Genomic DNA, 18,479 nt, shown 5'->3' with positions numbered 1-18,479 from the left:
ATTCATGCAGGAATTCGAATTCAGACACTGTTTTCCCCTCCCCCCCATCGAGTTGGTCAATTGGATCGACGATAGCGGCTTTCGCCGATATCTGATTGAGCACCTGGGAACAATTCGCCAATCTGACCGCCTCGTTTACGAAGACTCTCCAACCCAGCGGCGCAAAATTGTTCGAGTTTACCCGGACCTGCACTTGCCCGCCTGGATCGAACGGGCCCTCAAGCATCGCGAACCCTATTTTGAGATGAATTACGTTCTCGATAAGGAGACGATGATTGAGACGGTTTCGGGGGAAGCCCGGATCGGAAAACTAAACGGCAAAACCCTCTACGAGCCAGACGGACGGGGCGGGACGATACGGCGTTTCAAGGGATCGTTTGAGTGTGAAGTCCGGCTGGTGGGGCGAGCCGTCGAGCGATTCTACATGGCCCGCATGGCTGGCATGTATGACCGGGAAGCCGATTTGACCCAACAATACATTGACCGTAGATCAGCCGCGTAGGGCGATACAACGTGGATGCAAGCCAGAAGAAACAAGTACCACTGGATCGGGGCACAATGATCGCTCACAAGGTGGATTTGCCTCGCGGGATTCACCAAGTAAGGACGCCGCTCGATTTTCCGGGCGTTCCCACCGTCAACTGCTACATTATCGAAGAACCGCTCACTCTCGTTGACGCCGGCCTCAACAGCCCTGCAGCCTGGAAGGTCTTTGTAGATTACCTTGAAGCCATCGGATATCGGCCGGATCAGTTTGAGAGAATTCTGATTACCCACGCCCATCCCGATCATTTCGGTTTCGCGGAACGCGTCAGGCAGCTTTCCGGCGCACAGGTATTCATCGGCGAACACAGCGTGGACTCATTTGCTCTCAACGATACGGACGCGGTAGCCCAGCGCAAGCCTGTTTATAGAGAATTTTTCTTGCGTCTCGGTCTGGACGAACAGGTGTTCGCCACGCTGGCGCTCTCCGGGGAAATGATGCGAGCCATGGCCCCCTGCATCCAGGGTGATGTCACGCTTGTTAAGGAAGGGGACCGGATTCCATTCCAGGATTTTGTGCTCGAAGTTCTTTATACTCCCGGACACACGCGTGAGATCGTCTGCTATCACGAACCTGATCAGGGGCTGATCTTCTCCAGCGACCATTTGCTTCAGGAAACCAGTCCCAACCCGCTCATTGATTTGGGCCCCGAGGGAGAAAGGGACTACAATCTGAAGTTCCGCTCTCTGGCCAGTTATTTCGAACAGATCGAGCGGGTGCGCAAGCTGAACCTCTCCTGCGTCCTCCCGGGACATGGGCTGCCATTCGCCGGGCACGAGGCGGTTATCGACTCCCTGTTCCTTTTTTATGATAAACGTCAGAAAAAAATATGGAATGCATTGGGCGAGATGGGCCCCTCCAACCTGCGTCAACTGGCCGAAAGACTCTTCCCGAAGGCGTTTGGAATGCAGCTTTTTCTCGCCACCTGCGAACTTCTGGGGAACCTGGAAGTTATGGAAGAGGCAGGCCGTGTCCGACGCCATGATGACGGGCGTCACTATCTTTTCGAGGCTACCCCTTCACGCTAGACTAAGCGTGTATGCCGACACCGGAAACGCCCCAAGGCGACACAAAAGCTGACGAATTCGCCGAGTTCGAAAAGGATATCGAGGGGTACCTCGGACGTCTTGAGCGCTGGGCGGACCTCTCACGCTACGATAGATATCTCGGGCGACTGCGTTCGGTTCTCGGGCATGCCTACTTTTTGTTTGGCGGCGAGCGCGAGGGTTATCAGAGGTACCGCCGTGCCGCCTTCGCCAGAATCGTTATCCTCTCTTCTTTCCTGATGGCAGCCATGCTGGCGCCGATGTTCTACGACTACCTGCCGATCGCGGGTGCCTACAGCTTTCTAAACGCGATCCTGATCGTCCTCATTCTCTTCAGGGTAGCGCCCAGAGCGATCTTCGCGGTGCTTGCGGCTCTCGATGTCTTCGTTATAACTTTTGCAATTCATCTCTTCGGTTCTCTGACCAGCGTGGTGGTTGTTTTCTATCCTTTGCTCGTTACGCTTGCCAGCCTGTTTTTGAATTTTTTCTGGGGTCTTGCGTATGCGGCCATGTGCTCCGGGGCCTACGCCCTCATTGTGAGTTTGGAATATTTCGGTGTTCTTCCCTATTCCCCCCTGCTGGGGCATCGGCTTCCGGCCTATGAATTTTATGGCATTCCGACATTTCCAATTGTAGTCCTCCTGGTAGCTCATATGATCAACTATGGATCCGCGTTTTGCGCCGGTCTGCTTACGTACGAAGTAGAGCTGCGGCGTCGGGTGGCGGAGGCCGCCGTGCAGACAAAGAATGAAATGCTTGCCGTGTGCTCCCATGATCTCAAAAATATACTCGTATCCGTGGGAGGCTACAGCGAACTCCTGGTGATGGAACTCGATGGCTCACGTGAGAGCGCTCTTACCCATGCCCGTGAAATTCATGGCGCAAGTCAAAGAATGCTGGAACTGATCTCGAATCTGCTGGATTCTGCCCGCCTGGAAGGGGGGAAAATCGTCCTTTCGCGCTCCCATTTCTCATACGGGGACCTTGTCCATGACGTCGAAGCAACCCAGACAGCCAATGCCAGGCTCAAGAACACCAGGCTCAAATTTGTTGATTGCGGCGCCGATCCCGCTTTTTACGCCGACAGATCGAAACTGGTCCAGGCGTTTACAAATCTCGTCCAGAATGCCGTGATTCACACACCCGAAGGAGGTACCATCACGATGGAGTTGGCCCGGGTGGCAGAAGGTAGGGCGCGGATCGCCGTGCGGGATTCCGGAACCGGCATCCCCCCGGAAGTGCAAGCCATTCTCTTTGATCCTATGGCACTTGCCCGCAGGCGCAAGCACGAAAACCAAAAGATCGGCAATGCACTCAGCACGGGGCTCGGGCTCTCGATTGTTAAAAGATTTGTCGAAATGCACGGCGGCCGCATTTGGGTTGAGAGCGAACCAGGAGAAGGTTCGGTCTTTTGGGTGGAGCTGCCGAGCGTCTAGGGACCGGTGACCGCCATAAGCTTCGGCGAATTTTGTCAAACGCCGTCATATTGCCCCCGGGAAACCGCTGCGAGATGGCCGCTTCCTTGTAGATTTCGCCCCGGACGGCCCTTCCGTTCATCGGTTAGGTCGTGCGCGACCGCAGGCATTTGAGGCACCGTTCCACTGGCACGCGGCACAAAATGCACCGACGATGGACGATACCGAGAGGCCCAATTGAAAGACTGTTGATACCCGTACACATCAATCAATTTAAGTTGATCAATAGTGCCGATTCGGCAATCGGCTTTCAAGATCGAATTCCCGCTACTTCAGGCCGATGGGCTCGTTGGCACACGTAACCAATGGGATCATCGATCTTGGAATCGCGCCCTGCCGCTGATCGGAGGGATCGGTGGGGGATGGTTTTGTCTTGACGCTCAAGGGCAGTATTCGCTATGCATTCGAGATGCAAAGCGCGGGCCCGAGTATCTGGGCCGGATACCGGTCACGCTCTTGATTGGACTCCCGGCGATCTGCACCCCGGGCGGAAGTTGAGATACCGGTTCCATGGCCCGATCATTGGTACCGGCGTCGAGTTCTGATGGACAAAAAATCCGATCACGTTCGGGCCAGTGTTCCCGCTTGGCAATTCTGGAAGCACCTGCAGCCGCAAAAGGATGTCGGCATGAGCGATGCCGAGGCCCGTGATGCAGGCATTCTTCCGCCCCTCGGATGGCAACCGCCCGGCTACTCCGCAATGGAACGTATCCATTCCATTCGTGCATGGTTGCAGGCAGCCTTCAGATTTCCAGCCATCCTTCGCGCAAGCGATGCCCTGCCGGGTGTGGAGCGAGAGCGCTACATTTGCCGGGAACTGCTCGGTGCACTCGGTGTGGAGCTGACCATCTCGGGAACGGAGAACTGTCCGCCGGCAGAGTCGGGCGCTATTTTCATGTGGAACCAGACCAGCCATCTCGACCATCTGATTCTGGGTGCCATAGCCGACCGCCGGTTTCGCAGTCTCTATAACGTCGAACTTAGTCGGATGCCACTCTATGGAAAGTGGCTGAAAAGGCAACAGCACTACCTCGTCGATCGCTACGACGAAGATCAGTGGCGGGGGAGCATTGCACAAGCAGCGCAGGACGTGAGGGAACGGGGCATTTCCATCCTCGTCTCTCCCGAGGGCACACGCAGCTGGGACGGACGCCTGCTGCCGATGAAACGCGGCGCTTTCATCTTGGCCATCGAGGCCCGCGCGCCGATTATCCCGATCCGGATCGTCGGCGCCGATCGGGCTCTGCCTCGCGGCAGCCACATCCTTCGTAGGGAGCGCATTCAGGTGCGATTCCTGGAGCCCGTGGACCCGACCCCGTACTCGCAGGATGAGCGGGCAGCACTCGAGTCGCTCGTGGCTGCACGATTGGAAAGCCCGTCGGTCAGCAATTCCGGTAGCGCCGAAGAAACTCCTGGTTCGTGATGTAGCGGTTCTCCGCAAACCATGAAATTGCGCGTCTGATGCTGTCCTCAATCGGCGTGAATGTCAGGCCCAGTTCGTTGCGCGCTTTCGAGTTATCGAAGTACAGGTAGTTGTTCGCATAGCGAATACCGCTTCCCGTCAGCACAGGCCGTTTGCCTGTTTGATCGGCCCGGCGCTCAAGCCAATCACCAAGGGGAGCGGCGAACTGGATCGGGAGTTTCCTCGCCTTGTGCCGAACACCACTCACGTCGGAAATCAAATCGTAAAATTCCTTGAACGTCAGATTGTGATTTGAAAGGATGTAGCGTTCACCAGGCTTTCCGTGTTTTTCAGCCAGTACGTGACCCCGTGCCACATCTTCAACGTCCACTGCGGAAAATCCCGCGTCAAAGTAGAATCGATTCTTCCCATTCACGATATCGAGCAATATCTGGCCGGTCGGGGTCGGCGCGACGTCTCTTGCGCCAAAGGGAAATCCGGGGTTGCAGAACGAAATGTCCATTCCCTGGCGAACAAAGGTCTTCGCCTCCTCTTCAGAAAGCCATTTGGAGTTGACGTAATCGTTTGCCGCAGCCACCTGGTTAAATCGGTCGTCCTCCTTTGCGGGCGTCTTGCCGGGCTTGATGCCTACTGCCGCGATCGACGATGTAAAGACGAGTTTTTCGACCGACTGATGATAGGCTTCCCAGAGAAGGTTCAACGAGCCGATGCAGTTGACTTCGAACATCTTCTCTCGTCGCGGGAGCCAGATCGCATAAATGGCGGCCAAATGGTGAATGCGCGAGCAGCCCGTTACAGCCGGTTTGAGAGTGGAGGGCTCTAGAAGATTTCCCTCTACGATTTCGACATCCAGTGCTTCCAGGTTTTTTCGATTCTCTCCGGGCATTACCAAGGCGCGGACTTCTCTGCCCTCTTTGAGCAACTCACGTACGACATGAGAGCCGATAAAACCGGCGGCGCCGGTCACCAGCGTTTTGCCACGAACCCGCTGCGAACCGACGGGTTTGCCCGTTTTGGTAGAAGCTCGTCTTTTCTCGGTGTTATTACTCTTTTTCGAGGTCTTCTTTGTACTCATCGGCCTATATCTCCCTGCATGTTCGCTTGGTATTCATGGTCAAACTCCCGGCGGTCCCAGCCGGAGTATCATGAGCTATGATGCGGCCGCTCGAGGCGAGTCCTCGCGTGCCTTGCTTGCAAGTACGCTGACATATGTGAGCGCAATCGGCAGGAAATCCACCCGCGGCATGTATTCCTCAAGCGGAACCGGTGCCGTAGCGATCACGCGTGCGAGCAATGCGTAATGCTCCGGGACTGCAGCGATCCGGTGAGCGTCGTGAAGTTCAAGAAATTCAGAAGCCATTTCGGCGAGGTTGTGGCGCAAGTGTTCGACGATATCGGTGCCGTCCCGAAAGAATCCGAGAATCTCGTCTGTAACTCCGACGCCTTGGGTTACCCACAATTCGAGGGATTCGAGTGTCTGTAACTTGGTGCGAAATCCCTGTTTCCACAGCGCGGCAGTGATCTTCTCGGGCATCTTCGTCAGATATCCATTGACGACTTCGACAACCCCGAGGCGGAATCCTTCCGGGAAATCCTTGGTGCACCCGAAATCCAGCATCACCAGTGTCGCTGGGACATCGGGATTCTCCGGATCGTCATCCAGCACCATAAAATTGCCAGGATGCGTGTCAGCCTGAAAGAAGCCGTGGTACGCAATGGTATAGAACAGGCACTCGACCATGCACCGAAAAATCCAGTCTTTCTTCTGATTGGGGACTTTGGGGTTCGTATACCACGGCACTATTTTCAGGGCATCAATGAACTCCATGCAGATGATGGAGTCACGGCAATACTCCTTGTAGAGCCGTGGAATGGCCACCATACGCCTGTTGCGCATTCCCTCCAACTGTTCGTACATCCTCTCCTGATTGAGTACTTCGTTGCGATAATCCAACTCTTTGCTGATGTATTTGACGAATTCGTCGATCAGCGCGTTGTAATTGATGCCGGTGGACTCCTGATAAAGGCCGTATTCAAGAATCCGAATAAACCAGGGCAGCATCAGCTTTACGACTTTCTGGTCTGCAAAAAAGAACCGGTCGATGCCGGGATATTTCACCTTTAGAACCGCCTGGCGCCCATCCTTGAGTCGAACACGGTGAACCTGCCCGATCGAGGCGCAAGCCAAAGGTGCGGCGTCAAATCGGGCGAAGATCTCTTCTGGTTGTGCACCGAACTCCTCCACAATTCGCGTGCGAATTGCCGACTCATGAGCGATCGGGTTTTGATCCTGCATCTTGACCATTTCAATGAGATAGGCCGGAGGCAAGAAAGCGGCCTGGGTGGAGAGGAATTGGCCGATTTTGATATATACGCCCTTCAGGCGAACAAAATAGCCATACATTCTCTTTGCATTGATCTCGTGCAGTGATTCCAAAGCCCTGCGTCGCATGCCCTGGCCTCTGGGAATGCGCTTCTGAGTAACCATCCCGAACCAGACGTAGCTCATCAGGATACGGGTGAAAAACAGGACGGAAACAACGCTGCGGATGACACGGTTATGAAGCATGGGATATCCTCTGATCAGGATGTCCGAGCGATTAGTTCGAACACCGGAAGATAGCGACCATCATTGAGATCTTCCCAGGAAACCCGTACCTTATCGCCTACCTTTGCAGTGATCCGTCCGTCGCCCACGACTGTCGACAGCATACGTACGCCCTCGGCAAGCTCGATGATCGCGACGATATATGGAACTCTCTGGGCCATTAGAGGATTGCCGGGCTTGTGCATGACGCTAAGGGCATAAACAACTCCGGTGCCTTTCGCGTCTTCCCAGACCAGTTCCTCCCCCAAGCAATTCGGGCAGAAATCTCGTGGGTAGAAAATTGCGCGGTCGCAAGCCTTGCACCATTGCAAAACAAGGCGCTTTTCCCGGGTGGCATCCCAAAAGGGGGTACCCGTCCCGGACGTCCCGACTGACATTCGTCCGCTCAAAGCGTGCCCTCCGTTCCAAGAACAATCGTCCCCGTTGATGAAAGGATGCCGCCACATCCGTGAGCTACGGCAATTTCAGCATCAGAGACCTGGCGGTCGTTGCATTCGCCACGCAGCTGTCTTGTCGCCTCGACAAGCAGGAACATTCCATACATTCCTGGATGGGTGTATGAGAGTCCTCCGCCGTTGGTATTGGTGGGTAGTGACCCTCCGGGGCCGAGTCGATTTCCTTCGACAAACCGACCGCCTTCGCCCTTCGGGCAAAATCCCAGATCTTCGAGGTGCAAAAGCAAGGTAATCGTAAAGGAATCATATCCCTCGAAAACATCGACGTCCCTGGGGGTGATCCCGGCCATCTCGAACGCTCGCGGCCCGGAGACAGCTCCGGCGGTCCGTGTCAGATCGGGCATCTGTGCGATCATCATGGCGTGGTCATGGTGGGTTGCCGCACCGAGAACGTACACCGGCGGTTTCCTCAAATCCTTCGCACGCTCGGCCGAAGTCATGACAATTGCACCGGCACCGTCTGTAACAAGGCAACAATCAAGGCGATGTAAAGGTTCTGCTACGTAGGGGGATGCCAGGACGTCATCAATGGTGATCGGCTCCTGATATCTTGCATTCTTGTTCATGCTCGCCCATTGCCGTGTCGAAACGGCGATCTGAGCAAGTTGTTCCGGAGTCGTGCCATAAACATGCATGTGCCTGCTTGCGGCAAGCGCGTACGCTCCGGACGGACTCAGCAGGCCGTATGGCAATTCCCACTCCGCCATGGGCGGTGGGTTTCCCGGTTCCATCATTGCCTGCATCATCGCGGCGTACTTTCGCCCGCCGCCCTTGGCACGCGGGGTTGCTGCATAGACGATGATGGCAACCTCGCAAAGCCCGCAGGTGATGGCCAGAGCGGCGTGCTCGACCATTACCTCAAAACTCGAACCTCCGGTCATCGTGGTATCGGTGTACCGAGGTTGGATCCCGAGATGTTCTGCGAGATCCATGGAAGGCATCATCATGCCGGTGCAGAGCAACCCATCCACGTCACTCAGCTTCAGACCCGCATCGTCCAGCGCGGCGCGAATCGCCCGAACTTCCAGCTGTCTCTCGGTTCCATCGAGCTTCCCGGTAGGTGAGACGATATCATGCGCGCCGACGATGGCTGCCTGCCCGCGGATTGATGTTCTGTGCTTTGCCACGAAATAATCCCCACGTAAGTCGCCTAGATGTGCCGACCCGAATGTTTCCAGAACTCGTCGCGAAGTTTTCGTTTGAAAAGTTTGCCACTGGGCTCACGAGGGAGTTCTTTCCGGAACTCCATCCCGCGCGGCAACTTGAATTTGGCCAACTTTGCCTCGGCAAACTTATTGAGCTCATTCTTCAAGGCATCGAGATCCTCTGATCCTTCACTGAGCTGGATCACTGCGTAGACACTCTCTCCCATATCGTTGTCGGGGACTCCAAAAACAGCCACATCTGCGACTTTGGGATGGGAAAGAAAGACGGCTTCAATTTCTGCCGGGTAGATGTTCACACCGCCGGCGATGATCATGTCTGACTTTCTGTCGCACAGGAAGAGAAAGCCGTCTTCGGTCAGGTAACCAATATCTCCCACAGTGAAAAGGTCTTTCCGGCGATTCTCGTTCGTCTTCTTCGGGTCCTTGTAGTACTCGAAGGATCCGATGGGTGACCCCATATAGACCGTTCCCTGAGTGTTCGGTGGGCACTCATTCCCTTCATCGTCAAGAACCTTGATCGTGGAACCCGGCCATGCGCGCCCCACGGTACCCGGATGCTGAAGCCATTCCTTGGGTTTTACCGACGTTCCGCCGCCTTCAGTGGCGCCGTAGTATTCATAGATTACCGGGCCCCACCATTCGATCATTCGGTGCTTGATATCCGGAGGACAGGGTGCAGCAGCATGAATGACGCTCCTGAGGGAATCGAACTTGTATCTGGATTTGACCTCATCGGGCAGTGCGAGCATTCTGTGAAACATGGTCGGGACCAGATGGGTGGTTGTTACGCGAAATTTATCGATCAGTTCAAGTGTTTTCTCGGGATCCCATCGATGCATCAGCACCAGTGACTGGCCAAGATGCAGACCCATCAGGCTAAAGGCGCCGGGCGCGGTGTGGTAGAGCGGTCCGGCACATAGATGTACCCCGTCGTAGGAACCAGCTGGTATGTTGAAGAGACCGGCCAGCAGTGTTCCCAACTGTGCCGCTTGCTCAGGGGTAGCGGGCATGAGCGGTCGTCGGACACCTTTGGGTTTTCCAGTCGTTCCAGACGTGTAGTTCATATTCTGGCCTGCCAGGCGATTCTCAGGCAGGTCCGTTGGCTGGCCCTGGTGAATTTCTGAAAAAGGCCGGTAGCCCTCAACAGAACCCACGGAAAACCGCCGGTCCTGAGGGAGTGATGCCTGCTGCGCGATGACACGTGCGGCATCGGAGTAGGCGGCGTCGACTATCAGGACTTTCGCTTCGCAATCGTCGACGATGTAAGCGGCTTCCTCCCCGGTGAGGTGATAATTAATCGGCGTATAATAAAGTCCGATCTGTGATGCTGCGAGGGCCAATGCGACCCATTCCGTACCGTTTCCCAACATCATTGCGATCCCGTCGCCCTTTTGAAGCCCCAAGGACCGCAGGCCATGCGATAGCTGGTTGATCAATTGAAGCAACTCGCCCGCCGAATATTCCTTACCATCAGGGGAGACGAGTCCATGCCGATCCGGCGCCTTCTGTGCCCACTGCCAGAATCCGAGCGGAAGTTTCTCATTCATTATTGTTCCCCTTCGATTGTTCCCCTTCGCGGTCGATCACCGGACCGGAACTTTTGTGCGGCTGCACACGCGCGCAGTTCCAGCGCTAGTTTCCCGAAGGGATTTTGCTGAACGGCACATCCTTATCAACACGAACGTCACCTGGAAGTCCGAGTACGCGTTCGCCGATGATGTTGCGAAGAACTTCATCGGTGCCGCCGGCAATGCGAATACCGGGCGCCCACATGAAGGCTTCTTGCCACACGGCATTCTGCGCCGTGATCGATGCCTCGGTCAGGCTGCCGACGGGGCCCTGAATTTCGAGCGCCAGCGCCGCCATGTCCTGCAAAAGTTGTCCAAAAATGAGCTTTCCGCCGGAGGCTTCGGGGCCGGGTATCCCACCCTTGGAGAGCGCCGTGATGGCGCGATATCCGGTGTATTGAAGTCCCTTGGAGCGAATGTATATGTCGGCAAGGCGTCGGCGCACACCGATGTCGCCGTACGCAGCGGTGCCATTTTGACCGAATTTCTTGGCTAGCTGGACCAGGTCTTCAAACCCAAATCCGCCGCCCATCATGCCGCCGCCACCAATTGTGAAACGTTCGTTCATCAATGTGGTCAGAGCCACCGGCCAACCCTTGTTCACGCCGCCCAGGCGGTTGGAGTCGGGAATTCGAACGTCCGTGAAGAACACCTCGTTGAAGTTCGCTCCACCCGATATCTGCTTGATGGGCCTGACCTCGATCCCCGGGCTTTTCATATTGACGACAAAGTACGTAATGCCCTTGTGCTTGGGTGCGTCGAAGTCGGTCCGTGCTACGAGAATTCCCCAGTCCGAGTAGTGCGCCCCCGAGGTCCAGACTTTTTGGCCGTTGATGACCCAGACATCACCGTCTTTGACGGCGCGAGTCTTCAGCCCGGCGAGATCGGAGCCGGCACCCGGCTCACTGAACAGCTGACACCAGATCTCGTCGCCCCGAAGCATGGGCGGAAGAAGCTGCTCTTTTTGCTCCTTGGTCCCATGGGCCATGATGGTCGGGCCCGCCATGCCGATGCCGATCGCAAAGATATTGGGCGGGACATTGAATTTTGACTCTTCTTGACCCCAGATGACGGACTGCATCGGCGAACCGCCTCTGCCGCCAAAGCTCTTTGGCCAGGTGATGCCCGCCCATCCCGCATCCACTTTCTTGGCCTGCCATGCCTTGGCGGCTTCGACCATATTGGAATCGTCACGCTCGGAAAACATGCTGAAGAAGTCTTCGGAGTCTTCTCGTTTCTTGGCATTGGCGTTGAGCCACGCTCGTGCTTCATTCCGAAATTCGCTTTCCTGCTTGGTATCGTTGAAATCCATTGTAGAAGTTCCCTTCCCGCCGCAAGCGGCGGCTCAGTCGATTGGGTTCCAGGTGTCAGGCCGCGTGCTTGTCGTCGAGTTTGGCCATCAGGCGGTCACGCCAGAGATCCGCATTTCCGAGCCAGAGCGTCAGCAGCTTGGATCTTTTGAAAAACAAGTGAGCATCGGCCTCCCAGGTAAAACCGATACCTCCGTGAACCTGAATGTTTTCCTTGGAGCAGAACTCGAATGCTTCGGTTGCTGCAACCCGCGCTGCCGCGGCAGCAACGGGAAGATCAGTATTGTTCTGTAGCGCCCATGCAGCGTAGAGACAGTTGGAGCGCGCCAGATCCACGCTCATCAACATGTCGACGATTTTGTGCTTGATGGCCTGGAAAGAGCCGATCTGTCTGCCAAACGCGTATCGCTCCTTCGCATATTCGAGCGACATTTTGTGCGCTCGATTCGCCCCGCCAAGCTGTTCAAATGCGACGAGGACAGCCGCCCGGTCGAGGAGCCAATCAAGTATTCGACTCCCGTCACCGGAGGAACCAAGGCGCTCGCCGGGGGCGCCATTAAAACTAATGCTCGATTGAGATCGCGTCGGATCCATGGAGTCGAGCCGAGAGCGCTGGACCCCATCGGAATTCAGATCTACGAGGACCAAGCTGAGGGCGTCGTTTTCCGATGTCACAACGACTGCCAGGTTCGCAACCTGGCCATCGAGTACCGGCAGTTTGGTGCCGCTGAGGGAGTTTCCATCGAAGCATGTTTTCAGCGGTCCTGACACTCCTGGCATGCCTGGGCCTTCCGCCCAGGCCAAGGCGCCGATTGTTTCGCCTGTGGCAAGCTTTGGAAGGTACTTGCGCTTCTGCTCATCGGTGCCGAAGTGCAAGACCGCTTCGGTAACGAAATAGACTGACGACGAGAACGGCACAGGTGCCAAAGAGGCTCCCAGCTCTTCGGAAAGGAGAGCCAGTTCCAGATAACCCAAACCCGCCCCCCCGAACTCTTCGGGTATTGCGGTGCCCTGCCAGCCCTGTTCAGCCATCCGAGTCCAGAGGGTCGCATCCCAGTCCGCATCTGTATCCAGGATTTTCCTGACCCCTGCCAAGCTCGCATGGTCTCTGAGGAAGCCCTGAGCAGACATCTGAAGTAGCTTCTGGTCTTGCGAAAAGTCAAAGTTCATGAGACCCCCTATTGCTCTAGAGCAATGTTTAAAAGTAACTGAATATACAGGCTTTTTGCCGATTAGGGGCGACTACGCCCATTTGAAGCTTCGTCGACACGCACGCCCACGCAGCGCAAAAACGCTACCTCAAGTATAGGTCATTTTCAACTAGACTTTGTAATATAGCAAATGCTATATTACACATGTTGATCTCCGCTGCTCCCGCAGCCAACCGATATACTTGGCCCAGCGGGAGGGCTCTGGTCACGCGAGGTATCGATCCGACCATGGCTAGAAGTACGCCAGAAAATTCAGAGAATCATGTGTTGAATGCGGAAAGCGCGGCTGGATTGGCCACGCAACTTTCTGACGTCGATGGCCTCGGCGTGAGGCGCTCGAAGTCCGTCAATCTTGAAACCCTCCTCGAGGTGGCCATGCGCAACCAGTGGTCGGTTCACGACTTTGACTGGCACTCGCCGATTGCGGATGACATTGCAAAGACTCGGAAACAGAGGAAACTGCTAGGGAAAATGCTCCTGATGACCGCGGGCTTTGAGCGGCTCGGAGTTGATGCGTTCATGAACCATGCCAGACACTCTAATGACAAGACCGCAAAAACCATTTTTCAGTTGATTGCCTTGGATGAGCAGCGACATGCGGATTCCGAGGTCGAGCTCGCCAAGCGGTTGGGAGTTACGTGGCGTGATTTGCCCTTTCCGGTTCGTGCGATGTTCAAGCAGTTTTCACAGGATATCCGCCGCGCAGGAAGAACTCCAGTGAGCAGGCTGCTCCACGAATTTGGAGCCTCGGGCATCCCCATCGCCGAACTCGCTCTCGATACAATTCTACTCCCGACATTGAAAAAGATGAGCAATGACCCGCTCTTGATGGAGGTTTTCAAGCTCATCGATCGTGACGAAGCACGTCATATAGCCATGGATTACTGGTTACTGGATGAGAAGGGGCAAGCAGCGAAGCACGGCCTCAAGGCTAAGCGAAGACGAAATGGCAAGAAATACTCCTATCCGTTTCGGCCGCTCTCGTTCGGCTTCGCGGCGATGGGGCTCGTCTCATTTGCATGGAGCGTACGTGAAGCCCCGATGGGTGGTGATGAGTTCGTAGCCTACTGGGGTCGTCTGCTCAGCGTCGATGCTAAAGCTCCACATTCCATGGAAGTCAAATCGTTTCGAGTGTCCGTGGACTTCATGAAATCCGCTGTCGATTTCTTTGAGAAACGCCCCGGCCTTTTTAAAGCCGCGCTGTTTTTGGCTACAGGGCGTACAAGCTGATCATGATGATCTCCACAGAGTCCCGCTGAATTTTTAGACACGGATGCAGGGGTAAACCGGCTTTGGCAGATGTAATGGATACCGGACTAACGGATTTCTCGGACAAAATCGCCTGGGTAACGGGAGCAGCGTCAGGAATTGGGCGCGGTGTTGCACTGCGTTTTGCCGCACACGGTGCCGACATTTACGGTACCGACCTGAATGAAGAAGGCCTGCAGGAAACGAAAGATTTGATCCGGGCGCAGTTCGGACGGAAGGTGATCATCGAAGTCTCGAATACCGCTGATTCGAAACAAGCAATGCAGAGTGCCAAGGCGATTGAAAAGGAATTCGGGCGGCTCGACGCCCTCATAAACTGCGCCGGTGTGGGTAAAGGCAACCTGGCCGAGTTTCAAACCGACGAGCAATGGCACGAAGTGATCGGTCCCAACCTCAACGGCATATTTTTCTGCTCCAGATCCGCGGTCCCTTTGCTGAAAAAACGAGGCGGTGCGATTGTCAGCATCTCTTCGGTTGAAGGGCTGATCGGATCGCCGTTGCTCACAGCATATTGTTCGTCCAAGCACGGGGTCGTCGGCTTTACAAAAGCGCTTGCAATGGAGCTTGGCCAGCATGGAATTCGGGTGAATGCGGTCTGTCCGGGTGCCGTCAATACGCCGATGCTCAGAATGGGGCTAAAAGAGATTCCCGACATGATTCGAAAACCGTTACTGAAGCGCACTCCGTTGAAGAGAATCGGCGTTCCTGACGACATCGCAAGGGCCTGTGTGTTCCTGGCAAGTCCCCTGGCTGATTTCGTTACGGGAACGACTCTTGTAGTGGACGGCGGCGTCACGTGCGGAATGGGAATGGACATGATGTAGCCGGATTCCGTGGAAATTATGGATGGATCTGGGCGAGGGGTCGGCAACGAACAACGGCTCCCTTAATGTTTAAGCATGAAAAAGCTCGAACTCGTTGTTTCGGTAACGAAAGACAACATGGAGATGTTTCAGCATGTCAATTCAATGCCAGACGGAAAACCTCGCCGAGCCGAAAGAAGTACTGCCCGGGCTCTACAGGATTCGCCTGCCACAACCCAAATACGGAAGTGTTTACGTTCATCTGGCTGTGGGTGGACCCGGCCCGGTGACGCTGCTTGATGCAGGGCTTCCGCATGAGATGACACAAAATGCATTGGTCGTCCAACTGAAACGCCTAGGAATTACCCTGGGCGATATCGAACAGATCGTGTACACGCACTCTCATGTGGACCATATGGGAGGGGGAGCCGTTCTCGCGGGCCGGGCCGGCCATATTGAACATGTTGCGCACACAGGGTGCATCGGGCTATGCGAAGATTTCTCTGCCTACAACAGAAAGACCAGTTCATGGAAAGCGCTGATTACGCACCTCAACTACGCTCCTGCGATTCGAGACCAAGTGAAACGCTACATTCCGATGGATGCCGATGCATGTAACAAGGTATTTTCAGGAGAATCCAACCCGGATTCAACGGAGACGGAGTATCACGAGTTCGCCGAGGACGCGACCTCGATACCATTTTCCAGGGGTCTCAGGGAAGGAGATGAGTTTGAAGCCGGGCGATACTTGTGGGAAACGATTGAAACCCCAGGGCACAATCCGCACCACCTTGTGTTTGTCGAGGCGGAGCGTCGGGCATCGGTAACCGGTGACGTAATTCTGGAGCACGGAACCCCGATCATGCGATCCATGGGTGACGACGTTTCGGTGTACCTTCGTTCACTGGTGAAACTGACGGATTGGGATCTTGGGTTGGTATTGCCTTCGCACGGACCGTTGTTTTCGGACGGCAACGGTGCTCTCAAGCACGTGATGAACCAGCGCGAAGGGCTTTTGGATTGGGCATGGGGCGAGCTTGAGCGGCGACCGCGACGGCTTGTCGATCTGAGTTTCGCGGCACTCCAGGCAGGGGTCGCCGGCAAAAAGGTGAATCCCATTCTTCTGGTGGGAGTCATGGAATCTGCGGTATCCAATTGGTGTGCCTGCGACGTAATGGCTTTTGACGAGCGAACTGGTGAGTTTGAAGTCATAATTCAAGAGGAGCGTGCGCTCCCTCGGTAACGAGGAGGTAGGCACGCATGGGGAGTTCTATGCTCAAGGATGCTGAAAGGCATCGAATCGCAAGGGTGGTTGAAGAGCTTCGAAGGCACTTCGACGCAGGGCATGCGCAACCGCTTCGCTGGCGTCAACGGCAACTTACGGGATTGTTGAAGTTTTGCTACGAGCAACGGACGGCTATACTCCGTGCCCTGTCTGCCGATCTTGGCAAGCCTGCGCAGGAAGCAATGGCAGCCGACGTACTTTCCGTGGGAATGGAAATTGCGAGCCTCAAGTTCAATTTAAAGCGTTACCTGAGGCCGCAAAAAGTTCCCTCGCCGCTGATGCTGCAGCCGGCGGCGAGTTATATCCATAAGGATCCGCTTGGCGTTGTCCTGATAATTGGAGCCTGGAACTATCCGGTCCAACTCACGTTGATTCCACTGGCCGGAGCGATTGCCGCCGGGAACTGTGCGGTTGTGAAACCGTCGGAAATTGCGCCGCATACTTCGGATCTGCTTGCAAACAGGCTTGGTGATTACATCGATTCCGATTGCATACGGATTGTCGAGGGCGGTCCGGAAGAGACCCAGACGCTTCTTGCACAGCGATTCGATCATATTTTCTATACCGGAAATGGCACGATCGGACGTGTTGTGATGAATGCCGCCTCCGAAAATTTGACGCCGGTCACTTTGGAGCTTGGAGGGAAAAGTCCTTGCATCGTGGATACAACAGCTGATTTGGATGTCACAGCGCGACGCATTGCACTCGGCAAATTCATGAATGCGGGGCAAACCTGCATTGCGCCGGACTATGCGCTTGTCCATCAGAAAGTCGAATCTGAGTTGCTCGAATGTCTGAAAGCGACGATCCGCGATTTTTACGGCTCCGATCCACAAAGAAGCAAACGCTATGCGCGAATCGTCAACGAACGTCATTTCGAGCGTGTGTCACGGTTCCTCAATGACGGCGAGTTGGTCGTCGGGGGCGAAAGCGACAGAGACGATCTCTATATTGCGCCGACCGTGATCCGAAATGTGACGCCGCAAAGCCCGGTCATGAGCGAGGAAATTTTCGGTCCAGTGCTGCCCGTGTTGAGCGTGGACAGCATGGATGAAGCACTTGCATTCGTGCGCGGTAGGCCGAAACCGCTTGCATGCTACTTGTTTACTCGCGATCAGCACCTGCAGCGTCGCGCCGTCAAGACTACATCGTCCGGCGGGATGTGCATCAATCACACCGTGATGCATGCCGGCAATCAGTCTCTCCCCTTTGGCGGGGTGGGTCCCAGCGGGATGGGCAGCTACCACGGCCGCCGAACTTTCGATACATTCGTGCATCAGAAAGCGGTTCTGAAGAAGCCGTTTTGGCTGGACGCCGGCTTTTTCTATCCAAAATCGTCTGGTTAACTTCCCGACTGGACGCCGGAATCCCCAAGGAGTTGATGAGATGAGTTCAGTATCAGTAGTCGAGAGCAAGGGAAATGGTAGCAGAGATGTCGTCGACTTGGACAGAATGCTCCGCATCACGCGCGAAACGCAATGGTCCGTGCATCAGTTTGACTGGGATCGGCCGCTCGAAGGGGCGGACGACCTGTCGTCTCGGGAGCGCAAAGAACTGGGTCTGATGTTGGTGTTCACGGCCGGCCTGGAATATCAGGCTGCTGAAATATTTCGGCTTTGTGCGCGGTATGTCGGGGATTCTCGCGCGAAGCAGATTTATGAATATTTTTACGTCGACGAAATGCGCCACGCGCGATCCGAGATAGCCATGGCCAAGCGGCTCGGCGTCAGTTGGCAGGATATGCCGCTGTTGACGCGGCTCAATTTTCGGGCGATTCGACATATTTGGCAATCTCAAAGCCGATTCTTACATGAAGTGACGGCGTCGCAGATTGTTCTCTTCGAGATCGGGCTCGACGGCCTCCTGATCCCGCTGTTGAAGGAGAAGGTCAAGGACTCACTTCAGGATGAAGTCTTTCGACGAATTGACGTCGACGAATCCCACCATCTAGCGATGGACTACTGGCTTCTTGACCGCAAGGGCAAGAAATCGGAAAAAGCCGACCTTAAGTTTGGCATTTCCGACTTGATGGAACTGGCAATCGTCGCGCCGCTCGCGCCACTTGGTCTCTGGGCAATTGCGCGCGCTACGCGCCATATGCAGGCGGAGATGTTTCAGCCTGAGCGGATTCGCATCTACTGGGACCGCGTTAAGTCCGTGCCTTCCAAGGCACCTCATGCGATGGACTACGGAGTCTTTCGTCGGGGGTTGCGGGGACAGAAGGTGTTTATGAATTTTCTGCGCTGGGCAGCTGCGAACAAAAAGCAAAGAGGGTACAAGTGAAGGCAGACTTTTCAGAGAAATTCAACGCACAAA

16 protein-coding genes are annotated in these 18,479 nt (G+C 55.3%); 9 read left to right on the top strand and 7 right to left on the bottom strand.

Annotation, left to right across the window (positions count from 1 at the left end):
• The first annotated feature begins 4 nt into the window (after positions 1–4).
• The 4 genes from KDH09_09840 (at position 5) to KDH09_09825 (ending at position 4,488) form a co-directional block, all read left to right on the top strand.
• A complete protein-coding gene (locus tag KDH09_09840; protein MCB0219983.1) occupies positions 5–502 on the top strand; it encodes a DUF2505 family protein in 498 nt (165 codons plus the stop codon).
• Positions 503–513: 11 nt separating this feature from the next.
• On the top strand, positions 514–1,572 hold the full coding sequence (locus KDH09_09835; protein MCB0219982.1) for an MBL fold metallo-hydrolase: 1,059 nt from the start codon (positions 514–516) through the stop codon (positions 1,570–1,572).
• 11 nt (positions 1,573–1,583) lie between these two features.
• Positions 1,584–3,026 carry a HAMP domain-containing histidine kinase gene (locus tag KDH09_09830; protein MCB0219981.1) on the top strand — a complete coding sequence of 481 codons (1,443 nt, stop codon included), beginning with the start codon at positions 1,584–1,586 and terminating at the stop codon, positions 3,024–3,026.
• A gap of 583 nt (positions 3,027–3,609) precedes the next feature.
• Positions 3,610–4,488, top strand: a complete 879-nt coding sequence (locus KDH09_09825) for a 1-acyl-sn-glycerol-3-phosphate acyltransferase (protein MCB0219980.1) — start codon at positions 3,610–3,612, stop codon at positions 4,486–4,488.
• Here the strand turns inward: KDH09_09825 and KDH09_09820 are convergent.
• The 7 genes from KDH09_09820 to KDH09_09790 form a co-directional block, all read right to left on the bottom strand.
• Entirely contained in the window at positions 4,448–5,563 is a 1,116-nt protein-coding gene (locus tag KDH09_09820; GenBank protein ID MCB0219979.1) for an SDR family oxidoreductase, read from the bottom strand. The genes KDH09_09825 and KDH09_09820 overlap by 41 nt on opposite strands.
• A 75-nt stretch (positions 5,564–5,638) precedes the next feature.
• Complete coding sequence (locus KDH09_09815) at positions 5,639–7,057, bottom strand: AarF/ABC1/UbiB kinase family protein (protein ID MCB0219978.1); 1,419 nt, start codon at positions 7,055–7,057, stop codon at positions 5,639–5,641.
• Positions 7,058–7,071: 14 nt separating this feature from the next.
• Positions 7,072–7,473, bottom strand: a complete 402-nt coding sequence (locus tag KDH09_09810; protein ID MCB0219977.1) for an OB-fold domain-containing protein — start codon at positions 7,471–7,473, stop codon at positions 7,072–7,074.
• A gap of 8 nt (positions 7,474–7,481) precedes the next feature.
• The gene (locus KDH09_09805) at positions 7,482–8,678 is read right to left on the bottom strand and encodes a thiolase (GenBank protein MCB0219976.1); all 1,197 of its coding nucleotides are present in this window, start codon (positions 8,676–8,678) and stop codon (positions 7,482–7,484) included.
• Positions 8,679–8,701: 23 nt separating this feature from the next.
• Positions 8,702–10,264 carry an acyl-CoA synthetase gene (locus KDH09_09800; protein MCB0219975.1) on the bottom strand — a complete coding sequence of 521 codons (1,563 nt, stop codon included), beginning with the start codon at positions 10,262–10,264 and terminating at the stop codon, positions 8,702–8,704.
• An 85-nt stretch (positions 10,265–10,349) separates the two neighbouring features.
• A complete protein-coding gene (locus KDH09_09795) occupies positions 10,350–11,597 on the bottom strand; it encodes an acyl-CoA dehydrogenase family protein (protein ID MCB0219974.1) in 1,248 nt (415 codons plus the stop codon).
• Between the two features lie 55 nt (positions 11,598–11,652).
• Complete coding sequence (locus KDH09_09790) at positions 11,653–12,765, bottom strand: acyl-CoA/acyl-ACP dehydrogenase (protein ID MCB0219973.1); 1,113 nt, start codon at positions 12,763–12,765, stop codon at positions 11,653–11,655.
• Positions 12,766–13,034: 269 nt separating this feature from the next.
• On the opposite strand from KDH09_09790, the gene KDH09_09785 reads away from it, so the two are divergent.
• From KDH09_09785 to KDH09_09765, 5 genes are all read left to right on the top strand, one after another.
• Positions 13,035–14,036 carry a ferritin-like domain-containing protein gene (locus KDH09_09785; GenBank protein MCB0219972.1) on the top strand — a complete coding sequence of 334 codons (1,002 nt, stop codon included), beginning with the start codon at positions 13,035–13,037 and terminating at the stop codon, positions 14,034–14,036.
• A gap of 62 nt (positions 14,037–14,098) precedes the next feature.
• A complete protein-coding gene (locus KDH09_09780; GenBank protein MCB0219971.1) occupies positions 14,099–14,899 on the top strand; it encodes an SDR family oxidoreductase in 801 nt (266 codons plus the stop codon).
• 133 nt (positions 14,900–15,032) lie between these two features.
• Positions 15,033–16,121, top strand: coding sequence for an MBL fold metallo-hydrolase (locus KDH09_09775; protein ID MCB0219970.1), 1,089 nt, complete (start codon positions 15,033–15,035; stop codon positions 16,119–16,121).
• 29 nt (positions 16,122–16,150) lie between these two features.
• Positions 16,151–17,509 (top strand): aldehyde dehydrogenase family protein, encoded by a 1,359-nt coding sequence (locus tag KDH09_09770; GenBank protein ID MCB0219969.1) that lies wholly within the window; start codon positions 16,151–16,153, stop codon positions 17,507–17,509.
• A 40-nt stretch (positions 17,510–17,549) separates the two neighbouring features.
• The gene (locus KDH09_09765) at positions 17,550–18,446 is read left to right on the top strand and encodes a hypothetical protein (protein MCB0219968.1); all 897 of its coding nucleotides are present in this window, start codon (positions 17,550–17,552) and stop codon (positions 18,444–18,446) included.
• The last annotated feature ends 33 nt before the right edge of the window (positions 18,447–18,479 follow it).

This window comes from Chrysiogenia bacterium (genome assembly GCA_020434085.1).
Taxonomy (GTDB): Bacteria; JAGRBM01; JAGRBM01; order JAGRBM01; family JAGRBM01; genus JAGRBM01.
Note: the sequence above shows the minus strand (reverse complement) of the source record. Positions and strands in the feature narration are given on the sequence as shown.